Below are 24,478 nucleotides of genomic sequence, written 5' to 3'. Positions count from 1 at the left end.
CGGGAATTAGCAGACCGGCAATACGGTAACGGCCGGGACGGTGAACATGCGGTGACCGGGCGTGCGCGCCCGGGTCAGCCGAAGCGGGCCACGAAGGCCGCCAGCAGCCGGCCCGGCTCGGTGACGACGGCCGGGGTGACGCGGGCGACGAGCTCGTCGAGCTCGGCCGGCGGGAAGTAGCCGGCGTGCTGGTAGACGTGCATCCGCGTCACCAGCCCCGGCACGTCGAGCTCCGGGTGGAACTGGGTGGCGTAGACGTTGCGCCCGACCCGGAACATCTGCACGGGGCAGCCCGCCGAGCCGGCCAGCAGGGTCGCCGACGGCGGGAGGACCCGGCAGGCCTCCTTGTGCCCGACGAAGGCGTCGAACGCCGCGGGCATGCCCGCCAGCAGCGGATCGGCCCGGCCGGCCGGGGTGAGCGCGACCCGCACCGCCGAGATCGGCTCCCCGTAGGTGCGGTCGACGACCCCGCCCTGGTGGGTGCCCAGGGTGCCGATGCCGTAGCAGGCACCGAGGAACGGGAGGTCCCGGGCGACGACGACGTCCAGCAACCGGTCCAGCTCGTGCTCCACCCGGAGCTGCACGTCGGACTTCTGCTCCACCGGGTCGCTGGTGGTGAACGGGCTGCCGCCCAGGAGGACGCCGGCATAGTCGTCCAGCTCGATCTCCGGCAGCGGCCCCGCCTCGAGGCGGACGCGGTGGAGGTCGCGCTCCGCCAGTCCGGTGGCCCGCAGGAAGCCCGTGTACTCGTCGTCGGCGGCGTCGTCCTCGGCGCGGGTGGAGAGCAGGAGGAACGGCCGCACGGGCGCAGCCTAGGCGGCGGAGTGCCGGGCGGTCAGGCGTCGGAGGTGGGGTCGAGGACGAGGGAGGCCATCATGGCGTCGAGCACCGCGACGTTCCGGTCGTAGTCGGTCCCCGGCAGTCCGACGGTGCTCGCGACCAGGGCCGTCCCGTCGGTCTCGAGGTCCAGGACGTACGCGGTGATCGGGGTACCCGCCGGGTAGAAGCCCAGGGTCGCCACCTGTTCCACGCGCAGCGCCGCACGCCCGTCGACCTCGACGCGGGAGCGAGCGGTCTCGTCCGGCCACCGCATGGGCAGTTCCGCGACGGGCCGGATGGCGAACGTGATGTCGGCGGTGCGGATGCCGCTGGCCTCCGGGACGGTGAACGTCTCCTCGGCGAACCAGCTGCAGACCGGCAGCACGCGCCCCGGATTGACCTGCCAGTCCGCGGGGTGGCTCACGCGGAACCCGGCGGGGTGGGTGCAGTCGGACGTACCGTCGGCAGTCCCGGGCCCGGGAGTCGCCGTGCCGGACACCACCGGTGGCGCGGCGGCGGGCTGGGCGTCCGCACCGCCGCAGCCGGTCAGCACCAGCAGTGCGCACACCCCGGCGAGCATCGTGCGCATGCGGGAAACCTGCTTCCGTCGGGTGCCGGAACCGGCTCCTAGCCCGCGGGCCACCGAGCGGAACGCGGCGAGCCGTATCTCCATCGGATCGTCATGTCGGGGGCGCCCGCTGAGGTCAGTCGACCCGGGCCTCCACGGACTGCCGGGCCGCCCGCCGGATCCGGCCGGTCTGCCGGGAGAGCCCGAGGTCCAGCAGCCGGTTCACCGGCGTCACCTCGCCCAGCCGCGCCGCCCCGGCCCAGCGCGGCACCGTGACCGTCCTCGACCACGGCGACCCCAGGCAGTCCGCGATCCGGTCCGCCACCCGCTCCGGGGCGATGCCGCGGGAGAGCCGGCCACGGGCGTCCGCGTCGGACGTCGGCGCGTGCCCGTGCCCGCGGGCCAGCCACTCGGTCCGCACGAAGAAGGGGTTCACCGTGTGCACCCGCACCCCTCGGGCGGTCACCTCGCGGCGCAGGCCCTTCACGAAACCGGCCAGGCCGGCCTTGGTCGCCGAGTACACCGTCAACGGCGGCACCTGCGACCACGCCGCCACCGAGGAGACCGCGACGACGTCCCCCCTCCCCCGCTCCCGGGCGGCGGTGAGCAGGTGCGGCAACGCCAGCCGGGTCAGCTCGACGGCGCCGGTCAGGTTCAGCGCGACCATGCCCGGCACGACGTCGTCCGGCATGTCCTCCACCAGGCCGGCCCAGCCCAGCCCCGCGTTGAGGACGACGGCGTCGAGCCGGCCGTGCTCGGCCAGCGCCGCCTCGACCAGGCGGACGCGGTCGGCGGCGTCGGCCATGTCCGCGGTCACCGTGGTCACCCCGGGCAGCGTCCCGACCGCCTCGGCGAGGCGGTCGCCGTCGCGCGCGCAGGTGACCACCCGCGCGCCCCCGGTGACCAGCTTCTCGACGGTGGCGCGGCCGATGCCGGCGCTGCCACCGGAGACGACGACGACGCGATCGCTCGTTCGGGACATGCTGTGGTCCTACCCACGGGGGAGATCGCCAGCCGCGAGGTATCGAATCCGCTGGTGCTGGGCATGCCGAGGTCATGCACCTGCCTGCTGCCCGCGGTCCGCTCAGCGAGTCCCTCATCCGTGACCTGGCCACCGGACCGGCGCTGTCGGCCGCGACGCTGGAGGCCGCCGCCCGCCTGGCCGATGCCCCGCTCGACGCACTCACCGACGAGGACCTCCAGCTGTCGCTCGCCATCTGCTACGAGCTGCACTACCGCGGCTTCGACGAGGTCGACGACGCCTGGGAGTGGGACCCGGAACTCCTCCGGCTGCGCGGCGTCCTGGAGACGCTGCACCTGTCCGCGCTCCAGGAGCTCGTCGGGCCGGTGGCGACGACCGACGAGCCGATCGACGTGCAGCTGACGACGGCCATCGCCGCGGACGACGGCCCGTCGCTGTCGAAGTTCATGGCCCGGGAGGGCACGCTCGCGCAGTGGCGCGAGTACTTGGCCGTGCGGTCGGTGTACCACCTCAAGGAAGGCGATCCGCACACCTTCGCCATCCCCCGGCTCAGCGGGCGGACGAAGGCGGCCATGGTCGAGATCCAGGCGGACGAGTACGGCGGCGGCTCGGCCGTGCGCATGCACAGCGAGCTGTTCGGCGGCCTGATGCGCGACCTCGACCTGGATTCCGCCTACGGCGCGCTGTGGGACGACGCCCCCGCCGTCGCGTTCTCCTCGGTCAACACGATGTCGCTGTTCGGGCTGCACCGCCGGTGGCGGGGCGCCGCACTGGGGCACCTCGCGACGGTGGAGATGACATCCTCCGAGCCCAGCCGCCGCTACTCGGCCGGGCTGCGACGGCTGGGCTTCGACGAGTCGACGACGGTCTTCTACGACGAGCACGTGGAGGCCGACGCCGTCCACGAGCAGATCGCCTCGGTCGACATGTGCGGCGCCTTCGTCGTGGAGAACCCGGAGCTGACCGCTGACGTCCTGTTCGGTGCCCGCAGCTCCCTGGCGATGGACGGCCTCGCCGCACGGCACCTGCTGGCCGCCTGGGACGCCGGCCGGAGCGCTCTGCGGCGCGAACCCTCCCTGGCCGCTTGACGCGACGGGTCGGTCCTGCCGACGCAGCCGCGCGGCGGGCGGGTCAGTCCTCCTGACGCAGCTGCGCGGCGGGTCGGGGGCGGCTGGGCGCGCTGGGCGCGGAGAAACCGGCCCGCTTGTGCGAGCCGTCGCAGAAGGGCTTGATGCCGGACTTCCCGCACCGGCACAGCGCGATCGTCCCGCGGCCCGGGTCGATCTCGGCGCCGTCCTGGTCGACCAGGCGGAAGTCCCCGCGGACGATCAGCGGCCCGTCGCGGTAGGGGGTGATCGTGGCGCCCCCCTCCGGAGCGGCGTCGTCGGACGGTTCGGGTGAGGCGGTCGAAGGCTGCGGCACCCGACTCCACTGCCCGGATGACGGGCCGGGCACACCCGTCACCGGATCGCTCACCCTGAGGGGCGACGTCAGCCGGTGACGTCGTCAGCCGGTGATGTCGATGGTCTCGATCATCCGGTCGAGCATCCGCACGTTGCGTGCGTAGTCGAACTGCGGCAGCCCCACGGTGTCGACCACGAGGGTCCGCGGCCCGTCGCCTCCCGGTTCCAGCTCGACGACGTAGCTGGTCATCCGGATGCCGGCGGGGTACAGACCCTCACCGACGGTCACGCGCTGGATGCGCACCGCCCGGTGCCCGTCGACCATGGTCTCCTGCCGGCTGTCCGGCTCAGCCGTGCCGGCGGACGCGACGCGGTCGAACGGAATCGTCTCGACCGACGCGGTGACCGAACCCACCCGCGCGTCGGTGGCCGGCGGGATGCTGAACGACTCGGGCGCGAACCGGGTGCACGACGGCACCGTCTCCCCCGAGTTGACCGACCACCCCTCGGGATAGGAGATCGCGAAGCCGGCCGGGCTCTCGCACCGCTGCGACAGCTCCGTGGTCGACGTCGGCTCCTCGTCGAGCAGGTCGACCACGATCCGCTGCGGGGAGGTCAGCTGCCCCACGGCGAACGGCCGCTGCTCGTCCAGCCCGGCGAAGAAGGCGTAGCGCCCCTCGAAGAGCGTGTCGGTGACGACGGTGTCGAGGACGGCGCTCGCGTGGACTCGGAGGTTGCCCACCTCCCACGGCTGCGCACCGGGCACTGCGTCGCCCGGCAGCGCGATGTTCGTCAGGGTGATGCCGAGGACGGCGTGCCCGGGGACGTCCACCGGCAGGCCCGATCCCTGGGAGCGGGGCGCGCCGGTGAAGCCGACCTGCCAGCCCGCCTGTCCTTCGCCCGCCAGCTCGAACACGATCCGGTCGAACCCGTCGTGGGCCCCCAGCCGTACGTCCGTGAGGGTCACCGGCGGCCCACTGCCCTCGGCCGCCGACTCGTCGACGTCGCCGACGGCGATCGGCTCCACCGGCTGGTCCTCCCTCGGGCCGGACGGCTCGGCGTCGGTCGGTTCGGCGGAGGTCGGCTCAGCAGAGGTCGGTTCGGCGGAGGTCGACGGAGCCGCCGCGGTCCCGTCCGGCTGCCCCGACGGGTCGTCGGAGGAGCCGCAGGCGGTCAGCGCGAGCGCCGTGCAGACGCCCGCCGCGAGCAGTCGCATCGCCGAACCACCCATTTCCTCTCCAGACCCTTCCCCCACCAGCCCTTTCCACCCGGAGCCCGGTCGAATCCGCGCCGGCAACACGTCACCCGATTGACATGTCGACCGGCCGGGCGGCCTCAGCCGGGCGGCCTCAGCCGGGCGGCCTCAGCCGGCCGGCTGGCCGTAGAAGACGTGCTCGACGACGCTGCGCGCCCGGCGGGTGGTGCGGTGGTAGTCGTCCAGGAACTGCCCCGGCTCGGTGTCCGGGCCGTATCCGCAGGCGCGCGCCACGCCCTCCAGTTCCAGTCCGGGCCTGGGCAGCTGGTCGCTGGGCCGGCCGCGCACCAGGAAGATCGCGTTCCGCGCCCGGGTGGCGAGCTCCCAGGCCGAGCGCAGCGCGTCGGCGTCCTCGGCCCCGAGCAGCCCGGCGTCACCGGCCGCCGCGAGGGCCTGGACGGTGGGCCGCACCCGCAGCCCGTCGGCGCCGGCGCCGTGCTGGAGCTGCAGCAGCTGGACGGTCCACTCGACGTCGGCCAGCCCGCCCCTGCCCAGCTTGGTGTGCGTCGCCGGATCGGCGCCGCGCGGCAGCCGCTCCCGTTCCACCCGCGCCTTGATCCGCCGGATCTCCGCGACCTGCTCGGCAGCCAGCCCGCCGGCGGGATACCGGATCGGATTGATCATCTCGACGAAGTCGGCGCCGAGCTGCTCGTCGCCGGCGACCGGCGCCGCCCGCAGCAGGGCCTGGACCTCCCAGACCGACACCCAGCGCTCGTAGTACGCCTGGAAGGCCGACAGGCTCCGCGCCATCGCGCCCTGGCGCCCCTCGGGGCGGAGGTCGGCGTCGATCTCGAACGCGGGGTCGGGCGCAGGCTCGGAGAGGAGGCGGCGCAGCGTGTGCGCGACGGCGTTGGCCGCCGCCGTCGCCGCGCCCTCCTCGGCCCCCGCCCGGGGCCGGTGGACGAACAGGACGTCGGCGTCGGAGCCGTACCCCAGCTCCCCGCCGCCGAGCCGGCCCATGCCGATGACCGCCATGTCCATCGGCAGGTCGGTGACCTCGGTGCCGGTGTCCAGCGCGTGGGCCCGCAGGGCGACGTCCAGACCGGTGCGCAGCGTGGCGACGGCGACGTCGGTCAGCGCCTGCCCCACGCGCAGCACGTCGAGCCGGCCCAGCAGATCGGCGCAGGCGATGCGCAGCAGCTCCTGCCGGCGGAGGCCGCGCAGCACCCGGATGCCCGCCTGGGGGTCCCCGGCCCGCCCGGCCGCCTGCCCCCACGCCTTGGTCAGCGTCGCGACCGCGCGCGGCTCCAGCTCGGCGTCGTCGGCCAGCAGGCGCAACGCCTCCGGGGTGCGGGTCAGCAGGCCGGCGACGTACTGGCTGGAGCCCAGCAGCTGCGCGAGCCGCTCGGCCACCTGCCCCTCGTCGCGCAGCAGCCGGAGGTACCACTGGTTGCCCCCGAGCGCCTCGCTGACCTGCCGATAGGCCAGCAGGCCGGCATCGGGGTTCGGGCAGGAGGCGAAGGTCTGCAGCAGCACCGGCAGCAGGTACTTCTGGATGGACGCCGAGCGCGACACCCCGCCGGTCAGCGCGCCGAGGTGCCGCAGCGCCGCTTCCGGGTCACCGAAGCCCAGCGCCCGCAGCCAGTCGCCGGCCGCCTTCGAGCCCAGGTGCAGCCGCTCCCCCGGCACCCGGGCCACCGCCGAGAGCAGCGGCCGGTAGAAGAGCTTCTCGTGCAGCCGGCGCACCTCGCGGGTGTGCAGGGCCAGCTCCGCCCGGAGCACGTCCACCGCTCCACCGCGGGCGTCGGGCTTGTAGCCCAGCGACCGGGCCAGCCAGCGCAGCTGCTGCTCGTCGGTGGGCAGCAGGTGGGTGCGCCGCAGCCGGAGCAGCTGCAGGCGGTGCTCGACGGTGCGCAGGAAGCGGTAGGAGGCGATGAGCGTGGCGGCGTCGTCGCGGCCGACGTACCCGCCGGAGGAGAGCGACAGCAGGGCCGGGAGCGTGCCGCCGTCGCGGAGGGTGGCGTCCGCCCGGCCGTGCACCAGCTGCAGCAGCTGGACGGCGAACTCGACGTCGCGCAGCCCGCCGCGGCCGAGCTTGAGCTCCCGCTCGGCCTGGGCGGGCGGGATGTTCTCCTCCACCCGCCGGCGCATGGCCTGTACCTCGCCGACGAAGCCGGGCCGGTCACCGGCCTTCCACACCAGCGGCCACAGCGCGTCGACGTAGGACCGGCCCAGATCGGGGTCGCCGGCCACCGGGCGCATCTTCAGCAGCGCCTGGAACTCCCAGGTGCTGGCCCACTGCTCGTAGTAGGCCGAGTGGCCGGCGACGGTGCGCACCAGCACGCCGGCCTTCCCCTCGGGGCGCAGCGCCGCATCGACCTCCCAGGCCGCCTCGCGGCAGATCCGCATGAGCGCCGCGGCCACCCGGGTCGCGCTGCCGAGGGCGGCGCTCTCGGAGTCCGAGGGATCCACCGGCTCGCCCACGAACACCACGTCGACGTCGCTGACGTAGTTCAGCTCCCGGCCACCGGTCTTGCCGAGCGCGATGACGCCCAGGCGGCAGGCGGCGGCGTCGGCCGGCTGCTCGGCCACGGCCAGTGCCAGCCCGGCGGTGAGCACCGCGGCGGCGATGTCCGCCAGCTCCGCCGCGGCCTCCTCGACGGGCAGGTTGTCGCCGAGGTCGCGTCCGGCGAGGGACAGGATGGCCCGCCGGTTGGCCAGCCGGAGCGCGGCCACCCGGAGTGGCGAGGCGTCGGGAGCGCCCTTGCCCAGGCGCACGCCCCACGGCGGGTCGTCCGGATCGGCGCCGACGGCAGCCAGCATCTGCCGCTGCAGCGCCTGGGGGGTCGGCCGCGTCGGGCCGGCGTCGCCGTCGTCGAGGACGGTCCAGTCGTCCGGATGGGCGGCCAGGTGGTCGGCCAGCCCGGAACTGGCGCCCAGCACCGCGAGCAGCCGGCTGCGCAGCGGCGCCGAGCCCCGCAGGCGCGCCAGCAGCGAGGCCGCGGAGTCACCGGTGTCATCGGCCTCGTCGAGCGCCTCGACCAGGCGGTGCAGCGAGCGGACGGCGAGATCCGGGTCGCCGGCGCGGGCCAGCGCGGCGACGACCGGCCCGGCCTCGGGGTCGGCCGGCTCGTTGCGCTCCAGGTCCCACAGGCCCAGGTCGGGATGGGACAGCAGCCGTGCGGCGCGCTCCCCGTCCTCGAAGCCGAACCGCACCAGGCGGACGACGGCGCGGCGCGGGATCTCCACGTCGGGACCCACGGCTCAGGCCTCCGGCCGGGCGTGCGCCCGCACCACGTCGGCGAAGCGCGCGGCGAACGGCGCCCAGGTCTCGGCGAGGTCGTCGTGCACGGCATCGGCACGTCCGCACAGCGTCTCGACGTCGACGGGCGCGGCCGCGACGCCCACCGGGTCGCCGGCCGCCCAGGCGCGCACCATCTCCGGCGTCGTCTCGATGTGGAACTGGATGCCGTAGACGGCCCCGCCCACCTTGAACGCCTGGTTCTCGTAGTGCGCGTTGCTCGCCAGCAGCGTCGCGCCGGGCGGCAGCGCCGCGATCTCGTCGTGGTGCCACGCGAGGACGTCGGGGGTGAGCGGCAGCGGCCCGAACACCGGGTCGGCGTAGGCGGCATCGCGCTTGGCGACCAGGGTGGCGCCCACCTCCGGGCCCTCGACACCCACCCGGACCGCGCCGCCCCCGGCCTCCGCCAGCAGCTGGGCGCCCAGGCAGACGGCGAGCGTGGGGTGGTCGGTCGCGATCGCCTGGCGCAGCAGCGCGCGCACGCCGGCCAGCTCGGGGCTGGTCGCCTCGTCGTCGGTCGCCGACTGCGGGCCGCCGAGCACGAGCAGCCCGTCGTGGCCGTCGAGGGTCCCGGGCAGGACGTGCCCCAGCCCGAGGCGCCGCTCGTCGAGGGTCAGCCCCGCATCGGCCAGCCAGCCGCCGAGGCGGGCGGGCGGGTCGGTCTCGCTCGGGACGACGACGAGGAGACGGGCCACGCGATGCAGGTTAGCCGCGCCGGCGGCCCGGGCCCGCCCCGGCGTGGCACCCCGACGACCGCGCCGTCGCGCGACGCCGGCACGGGCGCACGCCTAGACTCCCCCAGCCGTCGGCAGAGGGGTGCACGTGGAGACCATCAGCGTCCGGGACACGCATGCCGTGGCGCCGTCCCCGGTGCCCGCATCGAGAACGCGGGGCCGCTGGGTGCTGCTCGCCGCCTTCTCGCTGATCGCGCTGCAGCTGGGCCTGCGCGGCTGGGTGGTCCTGCGGCGGAACTACTACGCCGACGACCTGCGCCTGCTCCAGCTCGCCGAGCAGTACCCGCTGTTCTCGCCGGATTACCTGCTCTACGACTTCGACGGTCACCTCATGCCAGGAGGATTCCTGGTGGCCGGGCTGGTGCAGCGGGCGGCGCCGCTGGAGTGGTGGCCGGCCGCTGTCTCGCTGATCGTCCTGCAGGCACTGGCGTCGCTGGCCCTGCTGCGGCTGCTGCGGGTGCTGCTCGGCTCCCGGCCGGTCCTCCTCGTGCCGCTGGCCTTCGGCCTGTTCACCCCGCTGGCGCTCGGCTCGTTGACCTGGTGGGCGGCCGCGCTGAACTCGTTGCCGCTGCAGATCGCACTGGCGTGGTGCGTCGCCGACGCCGTGCAGCTGGCGCGGACCGGCCGTCGCCGGCACGCGCTCAGCGGCACCGCGGCCCTCGCCTTCGGGCTCGCCTTCTACATCAAGGCCGTCCTGCTGCCCCCGATCGCGTTCGTCTTCGTGGTCGTCGTCCTGCTCCGGGACGGCGTGCGTTCCCCGATCCTCGCGGCCCTGCGCCGGGCCTGGACGCTGTGGTTCGGCATGGTCGTCGTCCTCGGGATCTGGGCGCTCACCTACGTCTCCACGCGCGAGTCCGACCCCGTGAACGACGGGAGCACGAGCGACGTGATCCTGACCATCACCACCGGCTACAAGGCGCTGGCGCCGTCGGTGCTGGGCGGCCCGTTCGAGTGGTCGATCCGCATGGGGGGCGCTCCCCTGGCGCAGCTGCCGACCTGGTCGGTGATCGCCGGAGGTGTGGTGCTGTCGCTCGCCTGCCTGTGGACCTCGGTCCGTCTCCGGGGGGCGCCGACCGTCTGGGCGCTGGTGGTCGGCGCCGCCGGGGCGGGCCTGCTCATGGCCGCGCTGGGCCGGTCGGGCGCGGGATGGGGGGACATCCTCCCGCTGGCCTACCGCTACTTCCCCGCCGAGTCGGTCCTGCTCCCCGCCGCCGGCGCGCTCCTGCTCACCCTCCCCACCCGCTCCCTGTGGCTGCGGTCCCGCGACGACAGGGCCCGACCCGGGCGGGTGCGCCCGCGCGTGCTCGTCCCGCTCGTCGCGGTGCTGACCGCCGGCTTCGTCGTGACCGCGGTGCTGTCGACGATCAGCCACAGCCGCGCGTGGGAGGACGACCCCGCCGCGGCGTACCTCGATGCCGCGCGGGCCTCCCTCGCCGCCGCCGGACCGACGCCCCTGCTGGACCAGCCCGTGCCCTCGTTCGTGCTCTGGGCGTCGGCGGCACCGGTCAACCAGGCCTCCCGCGTGTTCGGGCCGGTGGCCGACCGGCCCGAGTTCGCCACCTCGACCTCCGAGCTGCTCGTGCTCGACGAGGCCGGCCAGCTGCGGCCGGCCCAGGTGGTGCCCGGACCGCTCGTGGTCGACGGACCCGTCCCCGGCTGCGGGTGGGCCGTCGCCGCCGAGGGTGGTACGTCCGTCGACCTGCAGGGCCCCCTGCCGGAGGGCGAGTGGACGGCGCAGCTTGACTACGTCGCCGATCGCGACGGCACCATCGAGGTCGTCCTGGGCACCGGCGAGGCGGTGCGCGCCCCGGTCAGTGCCGGCCGCAACACGGTCTGGATCCGCCTCAGCGGCGAGGGGTCCGCGCTCCTCGTGACGCCGCAGACCCCGGAGCTGGGGCTGTGCGTCGAGGGTGGCCTGGTCGGCGCCGTCGCCGTCCGCTGACCGGCCCCGCCGGGCGGCTCAGAGGCCCGGCAGGTAGCGCTGGAGCTCGAAGGGCGTCACGTTGCGCCGGTAGGAGTTGAACTCCTCCCACTTGTTGCGGAGGAAGAACTCGAACACGTGCTCGCCCAGGGTCTCGGCCACCAGCTCGCTGCTCTGCATGGAGGTCAGCGCCTCGCCGAGGGAGACCGGCAGGTCCTCGTAGCCGGCGGCGCGGCGCTCGGTGTCGGTGAGCGACCACACGTCGTCCTCGGCCTCCGGCGGCAGCTCGTACCCCTTCTCGATGCCCTTCAGCCCGGCGGCGAGCAGCATGGCGAAGGTGAGGTAGGGGTTGCAGGCGGAGTCCGGCGAGCGGACCTCCACGCGGGCCGACTGCGCCTTGCTGGGCTTGTACTCGGGCAGCCGCACGAGCGCCGAGCGGTTGGCCCGGCCCCAGGTGGCCGCGGTCGGGGCCTCCGTCCCGGCCAGCAGCCGCCGGTAGGAGTTCACCGTCTGGTTGGTGACCGCGGTCATCTCCCGCGCGTGGGTGAGCAGCCCGGCGATGAACTGCTTGCCGGTGGCCGACAACCGCATCGGGTCGGCCGGGTCGTGGAAGGCGTTGCGGTCGCCCTCGAACAGCGAGAGGTGGGTGTGCATGGCCGAGCCGGCGAGCTCGGTGAACGGCTTGGGCATGAACGTGGCGTGCACGCCCTGCGCGAGCGCCACCTCACGGACGACGTGCCGCAGCGTCATGATGTTGTCGGCCATCGACAGGGCGTCGGCGTAGCGCAGGTCGATCTCCTGCTGGCCGGGAGCGACCTCGTGGTGGCTGAACTCCACCGAGATGCCCATGGCCTCGAGCGCGAAGACCGCCTCGCGGCGGAAGTCGTGCGCCACGTTGTGCGTGGACAGGTCGAAGTAGCCGCCGGTGTCGGCCGGCTGCGGCGGCGTGCCGTCCGAGGGCAGGTCCTTGAGCAGGAAGAACTCGATCTCCGGGTGCGTGTAGAAGGTGAACCCCATGTCCGAGGCCTTCGCCAGGGCGCGCCGCAGCACGTGCCGCGGATCGGCCCACGACGGCGACCCGTCGGGCAGCGTGATGTCGCAGAACATCCGCGCGGTGTCGCTGGGCCGGCCCTCGCGGCCGGGCATCACCTGGAAGGTGCCGGGGTCGGGCTTGGCGAGCATGTCGGACTCATAGACGCGGGCGAAGCCCTCGATGGCCGAGCCGTCGAAGCCGATGCCCTCGGCGAAGGCCGCCTCGATCTCCGCCGGCGCCACCGCCACCGCCTTGAGGTAGCCCGAGACGTCGGTGAACCAGAGCCGCACGAACCGGATGTCGCGCTCTTCCAGGGTGCGCAGGACGAACTCCTGCTGTCGATCCATGTTCGCCATGATCGCGTCCGCTCGTTTCCGGGATGTGACGTCGCTGCCGGGCCGCCCCCAGCCTGCCCCCTCGGAGGGAGCCGTACACGGCCAATCCCCGCGGCGGGCCCACGTGTCGTGCGCCGGTCATAGCCCGGCCGCCGGATGGCGACGTGATCATCCGGACAGGTGCCCGCCTGGCCGTCCGCCCGGCTCCGAGACCAGACTGTGCGGCGTGAACGATCAACGGCCGGTGCAGTTGCGGGTGGCGATGGCCCAGGTGGACACCCGGGTCGGGGACCTCGAGGGCAACAGCGACCTCGTGGTGCGGTGGACCGCCGAGGCGGCCGCGCAGAACGCGCACCTCGTGGTCTTCCCCGAGATGACGCTGACCGGCTACCCGCCGGAGGATCTCGTGCTGCGGGAGTCCTTCGCGCGCGCCAGCGAGCGCACGCTGGTCGAGCTGGCGGCCGCCCTCGCCGACCAGGGGCTGGGCGGGATCGCCGTCGTCGTCGGGTACCTCGCGCACACGCAAGGCGCAGGCCCGGCCCCGGTCGACCAGATCCCGGCCGACGACGACCGTCCGGGCGACGCCAACCCACGCCGGGGGGCGCCGCGCAACGCCGCCGCGCTGCTCTTCGGCGGCGAGGTCGTCGTCCGCTATTACAAGCGGCACCTGCCCAACTACGGCGTCTTCGACGAGGCGCGCTACTTCGTGCCGGGCACCGAGCTGCCGGTCGTGCGGCTGCACGGGGTCGACGTCGCGCTGACGATCTGCGAGGACCTCTGGGTGGAGGGCGGCCCGTGCGGGGTCGCCGGCCAGGCCGGTGTCGATCTCGTCGTCTCGCCCAACGCCTCCCCCTACGAGCGCGCCAAGGACGACCTGCGGCTGCCGCTGGTGCGCCGCCGCGCCGCCGAGGCGCGCGCCACGATCCTCTACTGCAACCAGGTCGGTGGTCAGGACGAGCTGGTCTTCGACGGCGACTCGATGGCCGTCGCCCCCGACGGCACGCTGCTGGCCCGCTCCCCCCAGTTCGTCGAGCACCTGGCGACCGTCGATCTGGACCTGGACCCGTCGTCGGTCCCGGAGCGCACCGAAGGCCGCATCGGGCCGATGACCGTCACCCGGCACGTCGTGTCCGAGGAGCCGGTGGCTGCGTTCGACCGGCGCCCCTCGACGGTCGTCGATCCGCTCAGCGAGTGCGAGGAGGTGTGGCGGGCGCTGGTCCTCGGCCTGCGGGACTTCATCGACAAGAACGGCTTTCCCTCCGTCGTCATGGGTCTGTCCGGCGGCATCGACTCGGCCCTGGTCGCCACGCTCGCCGTGGACGCTCTCGGCGCCGACCGCGTGTACTGCGTCGGACTGCCCTCGAAGTGGTCCTCCGACCACTCCCTCAGCGACGCGGAAGACCTCGCGACGAGGCAGGGGCTGCACTACGACGTCGTTCCGATCGGACCGGTCGTCGAGGCGTTCCACGGCGCCGTCGAGTTGTCCGGGGTGGCGGCTGAGAACCTGCAGGCGCGGGTGCGCGGCGTCATCTGGATGGGGTTGTCCAACCAGCACGGGCACTTGCCGCTGACCGCGGGCAACAAGAGCGAGATCGCCGTCGGCTACTCCACGCTCTACGGCGATTCCGCCGGCGGGTTCGCTCCCATCAAGGACGTGCCCAAGACCCTGGTCTGGGACCTCGCCCGCTGGCGCAACGCCCATGCCCGCGACCGCGGGGAGACCGAGCCCATCCCGCAGAACTGCATCGACAAGCCACCGTCGGCCGAGCTGGCGCCCGGGCAGGTCGACACCGACTCGCTGCCGCCCTACGAGGTGCTCGACGCCGTCATCGCCGACTACGTCGACCGCGACCTCGGCATGGCGGAACTGCTGGAGCGCGGCCACGACCCCGCGGTCGTGGCGCGGGTGCTGCGGTTGATCGACACGGCCGAGTTCAAGCGCCGCCAGTCGGCTCCCGGTACCAAGATCAGCCTCAAGGCGTTCGGCCGCGACCGGCGGCTGCCCGTGACCAACCGGTGGCGGGAGACCCTGCCGACCGTGCGCGAAGGAGCATCGTGAACGAGCTCGCGAGTCCAGCAGGGAGCAGAGCATGACCGAGTCGGTGCTGTACGGCGGGCAGTCCAGCGCGCGGGTGCGCATCCACCACCTGCAGTCGGCCAAGGAGCGCGGGGAGAAGTGGGCGATGCTGACCGCCTACGACACCTACAGCGCGGCCATCTTCGAGGAGGCCGGCATCCCGGTCATGCTCGTCGGTGACTCCTCGGGCAACGTCGTCCTCGGGCACAGCAGCACCGTGCCGGTGACGGTCGAGGACCTCCTGCTCATGACCAAGGCCGTCACCCGCTCGACGAAGCGGGCGCTGATCGTGGCCGACCTGCCCTTCGGCTCCTACGAGTCGGGCCCGCAGCAGGCGTTCGGCACCGCCGTCCGGATGATGAAGGAGGGCGGCGCGCAGGCGGTCAAGCTCGAGGGCGGCGTCCGCGTGGCCCCGCAGATCCGCATGCTGCACGACGCGGGCATGCCGGTCATGGCGCACATCGGCTTCACGCCGCAGAGCGAGCACGCCCTCGGCGGGTTCCGCGTCCAGGGCCGGGGCGCCGGCGCCGAGCAGCTCCTGGCCGACGCCCGGGCGGTGCAGGAGGCCGGCGCGTTCGCCGTCGTCCTGGAGATGGTGCCCGCCGCGATCGCCGCCGAGGTGACCAAGGAGCTGTCCATCCCCATCATCGGCATCGGCGCCGGTGTCGACTGCGACGCCCAGGTGCTGGTGTGGCCGGACATGGCCGGGCTCAACGGTGGCCGGGTGCCGAGGTTCGTCAAGAAGTACGCCGACCTGCGCGGCGAGCTGCTGCGCGCGGCGCAGGAGTTCGCCGACGACGTCCGCGGTGGTGCCTTCCCCGGCCCCGAGCACTCCTTCGAGTAGCCGCGCCGTGCCCGGCCCCGAGCCCCGCACCGTCACCGTCGAGCGATTCGTCCCGGCCCCGGCGGAGGCCGTCTTCGCGATCCTCGTTTCGCCGGAGCGGCACAGCGCCCTCGACGGGGCCGGGATGGTCCAGGGTGCGCCGAGCGGGCCCGGACGCCTGCACCTCGGCGCCCGCGTCACGATGGGCATGCGACAGGGCCGGCTCCGGTACCGGAGCGTCAACGAGGTCACCGTGTTCGAGGAGGGTCGAGCTCTCGCCTGGCGGACCACCGGGCGGTGGCGGGGGCACACCGTCGTCGGCGGGCAGTGGTGGCGGTACGAGTTGACGCCGCAGGACGGAGGAACCCTCGTGCGCCACTCCTACGAGTGGGGGCGGGCCCGGCTCCCTACCGTGACCGTCCGGCTCCCCGGCTACCCGCGACGGATGGCCCGCACGATGCCGGAGTCGCTGCGCCGGCTGGAGCTCGCCGTCCTGGCTACCGGCTGAGCTGGGCAGCGGGGGGCGGCCGTGTCGGGGGTGCGCGCCGCCTGCCGGAATAGGACTGCGTAGCCGATGGCGTTCAACCCGAACGCCGTGGCGTAGATGCCGAGCTGGACGCCGGCCGCACGGATGTCCAGCCCGAGCGGGCCGAAGACGTAGTGGCCGAGGAAGCCGCCCTCGTACGGCTCCGCCCCGGCACGTTCCCGGAGCAGCAGTTCCAGGTCGGTCAGCGGGCAGTCGGCGCCGGCCAGGTTGACGGCGAGGATGGCCAGCGCCACCGGCGCGTGCAGCAGGACCAGCCGGGGCCACCGGACCGCGAGCAGCGCGCCGGTGAGCATGAACAGGACGGCGGCCGCGTGCAGGAACGCCACCGCGTGCGCGAAGAGCACAGCTCATCCTCACAGCGCCGGGGCCCAGAGGTCGAGTACCGCGCACCACTCGTCCCCGCACCGAGCGGCGAGTCCGTCCACTCCTTCGAGTAGTCCTGGCGGCGGGCGTACGCGGGCTCGCCGCTCCCTCTCCTGGCGTCGCGGACGTGACCGTCGAAGACGTGGCCGGCCGCGAGGCGGACATCCCGCTGCTGCGGCCGTCGGGGCGGGCCTACCTGTGGGCGGTGTTGCTCAACGCGCCCTTCTCCATCGGGATCACCGCGCGCAACGTGTCCGAGGGCCGGACCTCCTGGGTGGTCCGCGTCGTCAGCATCGGCGGCACGCTGGCCGTCGCCGGCGTCCTGCTGCTGCTCTTCTTCCGGCTCGCCCACGTGCGCACGGAGCACGGCGCGCTCCTCAAGCGCAACCTCGTCGGCGTGGTGCGCCGGGTGCGGCACGACGCGATCGCCTCGGTGCTGCTCGTCCCCTGCTACCGGCGCCTGCGCGCTCCGGACACGACACTGCTGTCCTTCCTGGACGCGGACGGGCGGGCGCTGATGCGGCTGGACGGCCTGCACTGGGACTCCGCGCAGCTGCGCTCCCTCGCCTACGCGACCGGCGCCCCGGTCACCGAGCTCGACGGCATCGTGACGCGGGCCCGGCTCCGGGCGAGCCACCCGTACGCCATCAACTGGGCCGAGCGGCACACCGTCGCCCTGTACTGGGTCACCGGCGTCGCCTCCGTGGCCATCGTGGGGGCGGCCATCGTCGCCGCGTCCCTGGGCTGGTGCCGGCCGGACGGCTGCTGACGGCTGCGGTCCCGCGCGAGCCGGACGACGAGCGCGTCAGGCCGTCGCCGTGCGCAGGGTGAGCTCGAGCCGGTCGAGCAGGGCGTCGACCTGGTCCTCGTCGTGGCCCCGGCCGCGGCCGAACGGCTCCTTGCGGAACCGGACCTTCTGCACCTCGTCCGCGGTCAGCTGCGGAGCACGTCGCAGGGCGAGCGCGGTCAGGGCATCGAGCGCACGCGCCAGGAAGGCGTCCACCTCCACGATGGAGTAGCCCTTCCTGCCCCATCCCGGGCGGCCGAGCTGAACCGCACGGAGCTCGTCGGCCTTCATCGCGGCCGGATCAGACATCGGTGACGCGGACCCCGGCGTGCACCTTGTAGCGGCGGTTGACCGACACCAGGTTCACCGTCAGCGCCTCGACCTGGCGGGCGTTGCGCAGCCGCCCGGCGTAGATGCCGCGCATCCCCGGCAACCGGCCGGCCAGCGCCTGCACGGTGTCCATGGAGGCGCGGTCGTCCCCGACGACCATCACGTCGCCGTCGATCGTGGGCTTGGACAGGTCCTCGAGCAGCCGGGCCGAGAGGTGGTGGAACGCCCCGACCACGTGCGAGTCGGGCAGCAGCGCGGCCGCCTGCTGCGCCACGCTGCCCTCCTCGACGTCGAGCACGTAGGCGCCGAGCTCGTCGAAGCCCATGGGGACGACGCAGTCGACGACGATCTTGCCGGCCAGCGGCGCGGCGAGCTCGGCCACGGTCGCGGCGTGGCCGGCGAACGGAACGGCGATGATCACCAGGTCGGCGGCCCCGGCCACGTCGGCGTTGGAGCCGCCCTGCACCGAGACCTCGACGCCGGCCGCCGCGGTCGCGGCGCGGGTGGCGACCTCCGCGGCCACCTCGGCGGCGCGGTCGGCGTCGCGCGAACCCAGCAGGATCCGCTGACCTGCGGCGGCCAGGCGGACGCCGAGCCCCCGCCCCTGCGGCCCGGTGCCCCCGAGAATCCCGACGACCAGTTCCTCCACCGCACGCCCTTCGGTCACGTCAGCCCCTTCCGCGGCGCCGGACGGCCCGGCACCTGCACCGATCATCCAGGGGACCGGGGCGCGACCGTCAGTCGCCCTCCCACTGCCGGTTCTCCTCCTCGATCCGCTCCTCCCGCTCGGCGACCGAGGCCAGGGCGTGCTCGGCCTCCTCGCGCGTGGCGTACGGGCCGAGCCGGTGCCGCTCGGCGCAGCCGTCCCGGTCCTCGACGGCGCGGTGCTTCAGGCAGTAGAACCAGGGCCCCGTGGCCATATGTGCCTCCTCGATGCCGATCGGACCCCCACTCTTCCACCGAAGCGCTGGACCCGGGGGAGGGACAGTGACGCAGCGAGATCCCCAAAACGCGGAGCGGTACGGCATCCTGCTGCAGTGATCGGCCCGCTCCTGCCCGCTGCCCGCGTCCGTGCCGGTGGGGAGGAGAGCGAGCAGCGTCGACCGGCCGGGCTGGACTCCCGGGTGGCGGCGCTCTGCCTGGCGGCGCTCCTGCTGATCGGCGCGCTGATGGGGTCGCTGAACCTCCTCGTCGACGGCGTCCTGCGCGACGGTGCCGGCCGGTGGGCCTACGCGTCGACCATGCTGCTGCTGTTCGCACTCTCCGGGCACCTGGCCTGCCGCGGCCGGGTCGGGCAGGCCCACACCTTCGGGCTCGTGCTCCTGGGTGACGTCATCTACCTGGTCGTCGTGCTCTGCATCCAGGACCCGCTGCGCTACGCGACACCGCTCATGCTGCTGTTCCCCGCGCTCGCCGGTGCCTGGTTCCTCCCGCTGCGGCCGCTGTGCGTGCACATGGTGGCCACGACCGGGATCTGCCTGGCCGCCCTGTGGCCCAGCTACGACAGCGCCGTGGGTCTGGTCGTCCAGGCCGGGGTCAGCGCCTGCACCCTGAACGCCGCCGCGATGGGGGTGTTCGTGCTCCGGCGCCGGGTGCAGCGGTTGCTCGTGGCCACCGAGACCATCAGCCACCAGGATGCGCTGACCGGGCTGTACAACCGCCGGTACCTGGTCGAGCAGGCGCCTCGGCTGTGGGGTCAGGCCAGACGCGACGGCACCCAGCTCAGCGCCATGGTGCTGGACCTGGACCACTTCAAGCGGCTCAACGACGAGTTCGGGCACGCGGTCGGCGACGCGGTCCTGCGCGCGGTGGCCCGGTCGCTGTCCGGCGCCGTCCGCCCGGCTGACCTGCTGGCCCGCACCGGCGGAGAGGAGCTCGTGGTGGTCGGTTCGGTGGCCGTCGTCGCGGAGGGACGACGGCTCGCCGAACGGCTCCGCCTGGCGGTCGCCGGTGCCCGCAGCGAGGACGGCCACGCGGTGACCGCCTCCGTCGGGATCGCCGTCGCGCGGCCGGTGGAGGGCGAGGACCCGGTGGCGGCGCTCTGGCGGCTGATCGACCGCGCCGATGCCGCCATGTACGTCGCGAAGCGCAGCGGCCGCGACCGCGTCGCCCTCGCCGACCGGCCGAGGTCCCGCGCGACCCACGCGGAGCCGGCGACCTGGCAGCGCGGGCACCCGGCCGGGTCGGTCGCACGGCCGGAGACCTCCCGAGCGGTGGGTTCGGCCGATCTCTGATTCGCTGGGGGCGTGCCCCCCGTCCAGCGTGACCCGACGCGGACGGTGCCCCTGCCGCTGCGCGAGCAGGCCGCCGTCCGCGACCGGTGGCTGACCCAGCGGCTGCTGGACCTGCTCCCCGGCCTCATGGACGGCGCCGGCATCGACCTGTGGATCGTGGCCGGGCGGGAGTACAACGAGGACCCGGTGCTGGCCACCCTGCTGCCGGCCGCCTGGCTGTCGGCCCGGCGGCGCACCGTGCTGCTGCTGCACCGCAGCGACGACGGCGTCACGCCGGTCGCGGTCTCGCGCTACCCCGTCGGCCAGTTCGTGCCTGCGGCGACCGAGGAGTCGGCGGGTGCCACGACCGAGTGGGACGTCGTGCGGCGCTTCGTCGACCAGGCCCGGCCGGCTCGCATCGGCGTGGACGTCTCCGCTGACTTCGCGCTCGCCGACGGCCTGTCGCACAGCGAGCACGGACAGCTGGTCGAGGCTCTGGGCCACCACGCCGACCGCCTGGTGCCGGCCGAACGGTTGGTGGTGGGCTGGCTGGAGACCCGGCTGCCGGAGGAGATCGCCGCGCTGCACGTGCTCAACCGGCTGGCGCACGACGTGATCGCGGAAGGCTTCGCGACCGCTGTCGTACCCGGGAGCACGACGGCGATCGACCTCGCCTGGTGGCTGCGCCAGCGATTGCACGACCTCGGTGTCGAGCCCTGGTTCCAGCCGTCGGTGACCCTTCAACGGGCCGGCGTCCCGCTGGTCGAGCAGAGCGGGGCGCTGCTTCCCGCGGTCGCCTACGACGCCGTCGTCCTGCCGGGCGACCTGGTGCACTGCGACATCGGGCTGACCAGCCTCGGCCTGCACACCGACAGCCAGCGCAACGCCTACGTGCTGCGACCGGGTGAGCGCACAGCCCCCGACGGCCTCGGCGAACTGCTCGACGCGGGCAACCGGATGCAGGACCTCACCACCACGGAGCTGCTGCCCGGACGCACGGGCAACGAGGTGCTGGCGGCCGCGCGGTCCGCCGCGGCCGCCGAGCGTATCGACGCCGACGTCTACTCCCACCCGGTCGGGGTGCACGGCCACGGCGCGGGGCCGGCCATCGGCCGCTGGGACGAGCAGGGCGACCTTCCCGGGGCCGGGGAGTACGCGGTGCACACCGACACCGTCTTCGCCCTGGAGCTGGCCGTCCGCCGCTCGGTGCCCGAATGGGGCGGGCAGTGCGTCCGCATGGGCCTGGAACAGGGCATCGCGCTGACCGCGGATGGTGTCGAGTACCTCGACCGCCGGCAGACCGAGCTCGCCCTCATCCCGGCCGGCTGACCGCCGCGGCACCCGGCCGGCCGGGGTCGGCTACTTCTTCGACTTCTTCGAGCGGGCGTCCGCGGTCTTCTTGTTGCTGGCCTTCTGGATGGCGTCGACCAGTTGCTTCTTCTTCATCGTCGACCGGCCAGAGATGTCCAGCTTCTTGGCCAGGTCGTAGAGGTGGGACTTCGACGCGTTGGCGTCCACCCCGCCCTTGGTCTCCCGGTCGGTGTCCCGGCCGCCCTTGGCCTGCGCGTCCGAGGGGCCCTTCTTGCCCTTCTCCTTGCGCTCCCAGCGGTCGCCCACCTTCTCGAACGAGTGCTTCACCGCCGCCCACGCGACCTGGTTGGCGCGCCGCTCGTCGCCGTACTCCTCGGCGGCGGAGTCGTGCGCCTTGGCGAAGGTGCGCTGGGCCTTCTTCGGCGACCGCTGCAGCGTGCTGGGCAGCTCCGACTTCTTGGCGTCGCCCTTCTTCGTGGTCTTCGGCATGACCTCTCCTCCTCGGGTATCGCCCTCGCCCTACCCGGACGGCGCGCCAAGATCACATCGGGCGCTCACCCGATCGTGCTCAGCCGGCGAGGAACGGGATCAGCGCGCCCGCCAGCTCCTGGGGGGCCTCCTCGGCCATGTGGTGCCCGCTGTCGACGGGCCCGCCGCCGCGCAGGTCGGTCGTCCAGTCCGCCCAGATCCGCAGCGGGTCGCCGACCAGCTCCTCCAGGTCGTCGCGGGCCGACCACAGCACCAGCGTCGGGCAGCCGACCCGGCGACCGGCCGCACGGTCGGCCTCGTCCGCCGCCCGGTCGACGCCGAGTCCGGCGCGGTAGTCCTCGACCATGGCGTGCACGGTCGCCGGATCGCGGATCGCGGCGAGGTGGTCGGCGTGGTTCTCCTCCCCCATGGCCTCCGCCCGCCCCGGGGCCGACGTGCCGTACCAGGCCTCGGGGTCGGCGGAGATGGCCCGTTCGGGCAACTCCTGCTGGGCGAAGAAGAACCAGTGCCACCAGGCGGTGGCGAAGCGGGCGTCGGCGCGTTCCAGGTGCTCGACGATCGGGATGCAGTCGAGCACGGCCAGGTGCGTGACGGCCTCCGGGTGGTCCAGCGCCGTCCGCAGGGCGACGTAGCTGCCCCGGTCGTGGCCGACGACGGCGAACCGCTCGTGCCCGAGCGTGCGCATCAGCGCCACGACGTCGCCGGCCAGGGCCCGCTTCGAGTACGGGGCGTGGTCCGGTGTGGTCGGCGGTGTGGCGCTCCGGCCGTAGCCGCGCAGGTCGGGGCAGACGACGGTGTGCCCGGCCGCGACCAGCAGGGGCGCCACCCGGTGCCAGGTCGTGTGCGTGCGGGGATGGCCGTGCAGCAGTACCACCGGGAACCCGGCCCCGCCCACCCGGACCCGCAGGTCGACGCCGTCGCCGACGTCGACCCGCGACTCCTGGAATCCGGCGAAGAAGGGCCGGGCCGGCTCCCGGGCCGTCAGGGCTGGTCGGCGGTCTCGGCCGACTGCCGGTGGCCGCCCTGGGCGTCGTCGGGGTCGGTGTTGACCGTCCGCTCCTCCGACTCGGCGAGGATGATCTCGGCGGCGACCTGCTCCATGCCGCTGCCCTTCATCCCCTCCTCCTCGGGCAGGAGCTCGGCCCGGCTGGCGACGTTGTCCTCGGTGACGTTCGCCAGGGCCTCCGGGGTCGGCTCCTTCTGCGTGGTCATGTCAGAACCGCTGCTGCTCGGTGCCGATGCCCAGGGCGCGGGCGACGTCCTGGATGTTCTCGAACTGCTCACCCGCGGGGAGCCGGCGCAGGTCGGCGAGCACGCGATCGGACGGGGTGCCCTCCTGGGCCTTGGCGATGAGCTGGTCGCGGTCGGCCGGCCACACCTCCTTGCCCAGGGACTCGGCGAGCGCCGCGCGGCGCTCGATGTCGCCCTCATCGGTGCCGGGCGAGGTGGCGGGCTGGTGCGGGTCGGTCACGGGTTCTCCTTCGGGTGGTGCGGGATGGGGGTCATGCGCCCTGCGTCGAGTCGTCGGTGTAGCGGAGGACGGCGGCGACCGAGTGGTCCGGCAGCGCGGCCTGCGGCACGACGATGAGCCCCGCCGCGCTGGCCACGGCGGCGGCGACCAGGGCACTGCCGGCCGGGACCACCTCGCCGTGCACGCCGAGGGCGTCCATGTCGTGCTGGTTCACGCCCAGCGCCAGGGGGTCGTTGCCGACGAGCAGGGTGGCGTCGGCGTCGAAGGGGTCGGTGAGTAGCAGGGTCTCGACCTGCCCCTTGCGCAGCGCCGCCACGACGTCCGCCGTCCCGGTGACCGCGAGCCCGTGGGCTCCGGCCGCCTGGATCTGCTCGGCCGCCCGGGCGATGTCCCGGGCCTCGTGCTCCGCCACGAGCTCCGCGGCCCGCCGGTCCACGGGTTCGCGGTCGGCGCCTGCCGCCCGGCCGCCCTCCTCGATGGAGACGACCAGGTCGGCCCAGGAGGCGGCCGCCTTGTCCGAGAGGATCTGGCGCGCCCGCACGTCACCGGCGGCGAGCACGAACCGCACGGGCATCCGGCGGACCATGCCGTCGACCTCGTCGGCGACCCGCCCGAGGTTCTCCTCCCACTGGTTCTCCGCGGTGTGCATGTAGGTGTTGTGCGCCCAGCCGCCGACCTTGACCTTGCGCATGTGGAAGTCGTCGCCCTCCACCTGCGTGGTCTCTGCCTGCTGGCCGGAGTCGCCGACGGCGACGATGTCCGCCCCGACGCGGTCGGCGATCACGACGACGTGCGGGATGCGGGAGGCCAGCTGGCGCAGCATCGGCAGGACGTCCGGGTGCGGCGCCCACGAGGCGAACTCCTGCGCGGGCGCCCCGGCCAGGACCTCGTCGAGGACGACCGAGCCGTCGCCGGCGACGACGACCGCCCGGCCGCGGAGCGTGCCCGCCTCGCCGCCTTCGTTGCCCTCGAGCAGCCGGCCCCGCACGGCGTCGACGACGGCCTCGGGGGCGCCCCGCTCGCTGAGTTGCCCGGCGAGGGCCCGGACGCGGAGCTCGAGCTCGGCGTCGGCGTTCTCGGTGGTGTGGGTGACGTCGGCGCAGACGGTCGCGTACGGACCGGGGGCGGCGAAGACGGGCTCCAGGAAGGACACGTTCATGGTGGAAAGGCAACTCCTCGGTCGATCTCGGGAGACGCGGCGGCCGCTGGTGGGCCGCGACGTCGTCGTCCTCGCCGCCTACCCACCGACCCCGGGCTCACACCCGGTGTCGGATCGGGAGGGCGGGGGTAGGCCGGTCGGATGACCGAGCACGATCAGTTGCCGATTCCCGACTACGACCAGCTTCCGGTGGGAGGGCTGACCTCGCGGATCCGGACCCTGGACGCCGAGGGGCTCCAGACGCTGCTCGACTACGAACAGGGGCACGCGAACCGCATCCAGGTGGTGCAGATGATGCGGCACCGGCTGGCGTCCCTGAAGGAGGGCGCGCAACCCTCCGGTGGCGACCCGGCCGCAGCCGCCGCCGACGACCCGCAGCACGCCGCCGGGGGGTCCAAGGTCTCCGAGGCGACCACCGGGCCCGTCATCAATCCCCCGTCGCAGGGAGACCCCACCAACCCCGCGCAGCCCCGCTCCACCGGCTGACGGGACCGGGCCGGCCCGGCGCGCAGGGTCGGCCCGAGTGGGCCCCGGAGGGGTCCGCGCAGGGACGACGAAGCGGCTCAACTCAGATCGGGGACGGCTTCTGGACGCGGTGCGACCCGGAGGGCCGCGAT

The 24,478-nt window shown here is 74.1% G+C and carries 26 protein-coding genes; 9 read left to right on the top strand and 17 right to left on the bottom strand.

All coding sequences use genetic code 11. From position 1 onward, the window contains the following. Positions 1–74: 74 nt before the first annotated feature. The 3 genes from RM425_RS10125 to RM425_RS10115 form a co-directional block, all read right to left on the bottom strand. On the bottom strand, positions 75–803 hold the full coding sequence (locus tag RM425_RS10125; protein WP_311345068.1) for a glutamine amidotransferase: 729 nt from the start codon (positions 801–803) through the stop codon (positions 75–77). Between the two features lie 32 nt (positions 804–835). Then, a complete protein-coding gene (locus RM425_RS10120) occupies positions 836–1,408 on the bottom strand; it encodes a hypothetical protein (RefSeq protein WP_311345067.1) in 573 nt (190 codons plus the stop codon). A 115-nt stretch (positions 1,409–1,523) separates the two neighbouring features. After that, a complete protein-coding gene (locus RM425_RS10115; RefSeq protein ID WP_311345066.1) occupies positions 1,524–2,369 on the bottom strand; it encodes an SDR family oxidoreductase in 846 nt (281 codons plus the stop codon). 74 nt (positions 2,370–2,443) lie between these two features. Between RM425_RS10115 and RM425_RS10110 the strand changes: the two genes are divergently transcribed. After that, complete coding sequence (locus RM425_RS10110) at positions 2,444–3,457, top strand: iron-containing redox enzyme family protein (RefSeq protein ID WP_311345065.1); 1,014 nt, start codon at positions 2,444–2,446, stop codon at positions 3,455–3,457. Between the two features lie 43 nt (positions 3,458–3,500). Here RM425_RS10110 and RM425_RS10105 read toward each other — a convergent pair whose 3' ends face one another. The 4 genes from RM425_RS10105 to RM425_RS10090 all read right to left on the bottom strand — a co-directional run bounded on the left by RM425_RS10105 (position 3,501) and on the right by RM425_RS10090 (position 8,963). Beyond that, complete coding sequence (locus RM425_RS10105) at positions 3,501–3,791, bottom strand: CDGSH iron-sulfur domain-containing protein (RefSeq protein ID WP_311345064.1); 291 nt, start codon at positions 3,789–3,791, stop codon at positions 3,501–3,503. 84 nt (positions 3,792–3,875) lie between these two features. Then, positions 3,876–4,988 carry an AMIN-like domain-containing (lipo)protein gene (locus RM425_RS10100; protein WP_311345063.1) on the bottom strand — a complete coding sequence of 371 codons (1,113 nt, stop codon included), beginning with the start codon at positions 4,986–4,988 and terminating at the stop codon, positions 3,876–3,878. Between the two features lie 147 nt (positions 4,989–5,135). Further along, positions 5,136–8,228, bottom strand: coding sequence for a bifunctional [glutamine synthetase] adenylyltransferase/[glutamine synthetase]-adenylyl-L-tyrosine phosphorylase (locus tag RM425_RS10095; protein WP_311345062.1), 3,093 nt, complete (start codon positions 8,226–8,228; stop codon positions 5,136–5,138). A gap of 3 nt (positions 8,229–8,231) precedes the next feature. Continuing rightward, on the bottom strand, positions 8,232–8,963 hold the full coding sequence (locus RM425_RS10090) for a type 1 glutamine amidotransferase (protein WP_311345061.1): 732 nt from the start codon (positions 8,961–8,963) through the stop codon (positions 8,232–8,234). A gap of 127 nt (positions 8,964–9,090) precedes the next feature. On the opposite strand from RM425_RS10090, the gene RM425_RS10085 reads away from it, so the two are divergent. After that, a complete protein-coding gene (locus RM425_RS10085; RefSeq protein ID WP_311345060.1) occupies positions 9,091–10,944 on the top strand; it encodes a hypothetical protein in 1,854 nt (617 codons plus the stop codon). 18 nt (positions 10,945–10,962) lie between these two features. Here RM425_RS10085 and RM425_RS10080 read toward each other — a convergent pair whose 3' ends face one another. Further along, positions 10,963–12,303 (bottom strand): glutamine synthetase family protein, encoded by a 1,341-nt coding sequence (locus RM425_RS10080; protein WP_311345059.1) that lies wholly within the window; start codon positions 12,301–12,303, stop codon positions 10,963–10,965. A 214-nt stretch (positions 12,304–12,517) separates the two neighbouring features. Here RM425_RS10080 and RM425_RS10075 point away from each other — a divergent pair, with 214 nt between their 5' ends. The 3 genes from RM425_RS10075 to RM425_RS10065 are packed head-to-tail and all read left to right on the top strand — an operon-like array spanning position 12,518 to position 15,699. Further along, complete coding sequence (locus RM425_RS10075) at positions 12,518–14,350, top strand: NAD+ synthase (protein ID WP_311345058.1); 1,833 nt, start codon at positions 12,518–12,520, stop codon at positions 14,348–14,350. Positions 14,351–14,381: 31 nt separating this feature from the next. Further along, positions 14,382–15,212 carry a 3-methyl-2-oxobutanoate hydroxymethyltransferase gene (gene panB / locus RM425_RS10070; RefSeq protein WP_311345057.1) on the top strand — a complete coding sequence of 277 codons (831 nt, stop codon included), beginning with the start codon at positions 14,382–14,384 and terminating at the stop codon, positions 15,210–15,212. 7 nt (positions 15,213–15,219) lie between these two features. Continuing rightward, positions 15,220–15,699, top strand: coding sequence for an SRPBCC family protein (locus RM425_RS10065; protein ID WP_311345056.1), 480 nt, complete (start codon positions 15,220–15,222; stop codon positions 15,697–15,699). On the opposite strand, the gene RM425_RS10060 is transcribed toward RM425_RS10065, so the two are convergent. Continuing rightward, complete coding sequence (locus RM425_RS10060; protein WP_311345055.1) at positions 15,624–16,082, bottom strand: DUF2784 domain-containing protein; 459 nt, start codon at positions 16,080–16,082, stop codon at positions 15,624–15,626. The genes RM425_RS10065 and RM425_RS10060 overlap by 76 nt on opposite strands. Before the next feature lie 146 nt (positions 16,083–16,228). Here RM425_RS10060 and RM425_RS10055 point away from each other — a divergent pair, with 146 nt between their 5' ends. Continuing rightward, the gene (locus tag RM425_RS10055) at positions 16,229–16,870 is read left to right on the top strand and encodes a hypothetical protein (RefSeq protein ID WP_311345054.1); all 642 of its coding nucleotides are present in this window, start codon (positions 16,229–16,231) and stop codon (positions 16,868–16,870) included. A 36-nt stretch (positions 16,871–16,906) separates the two neighbouring features. Here RM425_RS10055 and RM425_RS10050 read toward each other — a convergent pair whose 3' ends face one another. The 3 genes from RM425_RS10050 to RM425_RS10040 form a co-directional block, all read right to left on the bottom strand. Then, a complete protein-coding gene (locus tag RM425_RS10050; RefSeq protein WP_311345053.1) occupies positions 16,907–17,197 on the bottom strand; it encodes a DivIVA domain-containing protein in 291 nt (96 codons plus the stop codon). Continuing rightward, on the bottom strand, positions 17,190–17,885 hold the full coding sequence (gene npdG / locus RM425_RS10045) for an NADPH-dependent F420 reductase (RefSeq protein WP_311345052.1): 696 nt from the start codon (positions 17,883–17,885) through the stop codon (positions 17,190–17,192). The genes RM425_RS10050 and npdG overlap by 8 nt, the downstream gene beginning before the upstream one ends. Positions 17,886–17,955: 70 nt before the next feature. After that, positions 17,956–18,138, bottom strand: a complete 183-nt coding sequence (locus RM425_RS10040; RefSeq protein ID WP_311345051.1) for a hypothetical protein — start codon at positions 18,136–18,138, stop codon at positions 17,956–17,958. A 117-nt stretch (positions 18,139–18,255) separates the two neighbouring features. On the opposite strand from RM425_RS10040, the gene RM425_RS10035 reads away from it, so the two are divergent. Both RM425_RS10035 and RM425_RS10030 read left to right on the top strand, forming a co-directional pair. Continuing rightward, positions 18,256–19,452 carry a GGDEF domain-containing protein gene (locus RM425_RS10035; protein WP_311345050.1) on the top strand — a complete coding sequence of 399 codons (1,197 nt, stop codon included), beginning with the start codon at positions 18,256–18,258 and terminating at the stop codon, positions 19,450–19,452. Positions 19,453–19,464: 12 nt separating this feature from the next. After that, entirely contained in the window at positions 19,465–20,760 is a 1,296-nt protein-coding gene (locus RM425_RS10030; protein ID WP_311345049.1) for a M24 family metallopeptidase, read from the top strand. Between the two features lie 30 nt (positions 20,761–20,790). Here the strand turns inward: RM425_RS10030 and RM425_RS10025 are convergent, their stop codons facing one another. The 5 genes from RM425_RS10025 to RM425_RS10005 all read right to left on the bottom strand — a co-directional run bounded on the left by RM425_RS10025 (position 20,791) and on the right by RM425_RS10005 (position 23,861). Next, on the bottom strand, positions 20,791–21,231 hold the full coding sequence (locus RM425_RS10025) for a ChaB family protein (RefSeq protein ID WP_311345048.1): 441 nt from the start codon (positions 21,229–21,231) through the stop codon (positions 20,791–20,793). Positions 21,232–21,310: 79 nt separating this feature from the next. After that, on the bottom strand, positions 21,311–22,105 hold the full coding sequence (locus tag RM425_RS10020; RefSeq protein ID WP_311345047.1) for an alpha/beta fold hydrolase: 795 nt from the start codon (positions 22,103–22,105) through the stop codon (positions 21,311–21,313). A 107-nt stretch (positions 22,106–22,212) separates the two neighbouring features. Next, positions 22,213–22,443, bottom strand: a complete 231-nt coding sequence (locus RM425_RS10015) for a hypothetical protein (protein WP_311345046.1) — start codon at positions 22,441–22,443, stop codon at positions 22,213–22,215. A 1-nt stretch (position 22,444) separates the two neighbouring features. Further along, a complete protein-coding gene (locus RM425_RS10010; protein ID WP_311345045.1) occupies positions 22,445–22,702 on the bottom strand; it encodes a DUF2795 domain-containing protein in 258 nt (85 codons plus the stop codon). 31 nt (positions 22,703–22,733) lie between these two features. Continuing rightward, the gene (locus RM425_RS10005; protein ID WP_311345044.1) at positions 22,734–23,861 is read right to left on the bottom strand and encodes a baeRF2 domain-containing protein; all 1,128 of its coding nucleotides are present in this window, start codon (positions 23,859–23,861) and stop codon (positions 22,734–22,736) included. 141 nt (positions 23,862–24,002) lie between these two features. On the opposite strand from RM425_RS10005, the gene RM425_RS10000 reads away from it, so the two are divergent. Further along, positions 24,003–24,347 carry a hypothetical protein gene (locus tag RM425_RS10000; protein ID WP_311345043.1) on the top strand — a complete coding sequence of 115 codons (345 nt, stop codon included), beginning with the start codon at positions 24,003–24,005 and terminating at the stop codon, positions 24,345–24,347. The last annotated feature ends 131 nt before the right edge of the window (positions 24,348–24,478 follow it).

The organism is Blastococcus goldschmidtiae, assembly GCF_031845325.1.
Classification (GTDB): domain Bacteria; phylum Actinomycetota; class Actinomycetes; order Mycobacteriales; family Geodermatophilaceae; genus Blastococcus; species Blastococcus goldschmidtiae.
The sequence above is the reverse complement of the archived record's forward strand: the minus strand, read 5'-3'. Positions and strand labels throughout refer to the sequence as shown.

Excerpts from the sequence above, each read along its gene's own strand:
- RM425_RS10115 (WP_311345066.1), bottom strand. The coding sequence starts at position 2,369 with ATGTCCCGAACGAGCGATCGCGTCGTCGTCGTCTCCGGTGGCAGCGCC.
- RM425_RS10100 (WP_311345063.1), bottom strand. The coding sequence starts at position 4,988 with ATGCGACTGCTCGCGGCGGGCGTCTGCACGGCGCTCGCGCTGACCGCC.
- RM425_RS10005 (WP_311345044.1), bottom strand. The coding sequence starts at position 23,861 with ATGAACGTGTCCTTCCTGGAGCCCGTCTTCGCCGCCCCCGGTCCGTAC.
- RM425_RS10000 (WP_311345043.1), top strand. The coding sequence starts at position 24,003 with ATGACCGAGCACGATCAGTTGCCGATTCCCGACTACGACCAGCTTCCG.
- RM425_RS10025 (WP_311345048.1), bottom strand. The coding sequence starts at position 21,231 with ATGCCGAAGACCACGAAGAAGGGCGACGCCAAGAAGTCGGAGCTGCCC.
- RM425_RS10120 (WP_311345067.1), bottom strand. The coding sequence starts at position 1,408 with ATGCGCACGATGCTCGCCGGGGTGTGCGCACTGCTGGTGCTGACCGGC.
- RM425_RS10110 (WP_311345065.1), top strand. The coding sequence starts at position 2,444 with ATGCACCTGCCTGCTGCCCGCGGTCCGCTCAGCGAGTCCCTCATCCGT.
- RM425_RS10040 (WP_311345051.1), bottom strand. The coding sequence starts at position 18,138 with ATGGCCACGGGGCCCTGGTTCTACTGCCTGAAGCACCGCGCCGTCGAG.
- RM425_RS10050 (WP_311345053.1), bottom strand. The coding sequence starts at position 17,197 with ATGTCTGATCCGGCCGCGATGAAGGCCGACGAGCTCCGTGCGGTTCAG.
- panB (WP_311345057.1), top strand. The coding sequence starts at position 14,382 with ATGACCGAGTCGGTGCTGTACGGCGGGCAGTCCAGCGCGCGGGTGCGC.
- RM425_RS10015 (WP_311345046.1), bottom strand. The coding sequence starts at position 22,443 with ATGACCACGCAGAAGGAGCCGACCCCGGAGGCCCTGGCGAACGTCACC.
- RM425_RS10080 (WP_311345059.1), bottom strand. The coding sequence starts at position 12,303 with ATGGATCGACAGCAGGAGTTCGTCCTGCGCACCCTGGAAGAGCGCGAC.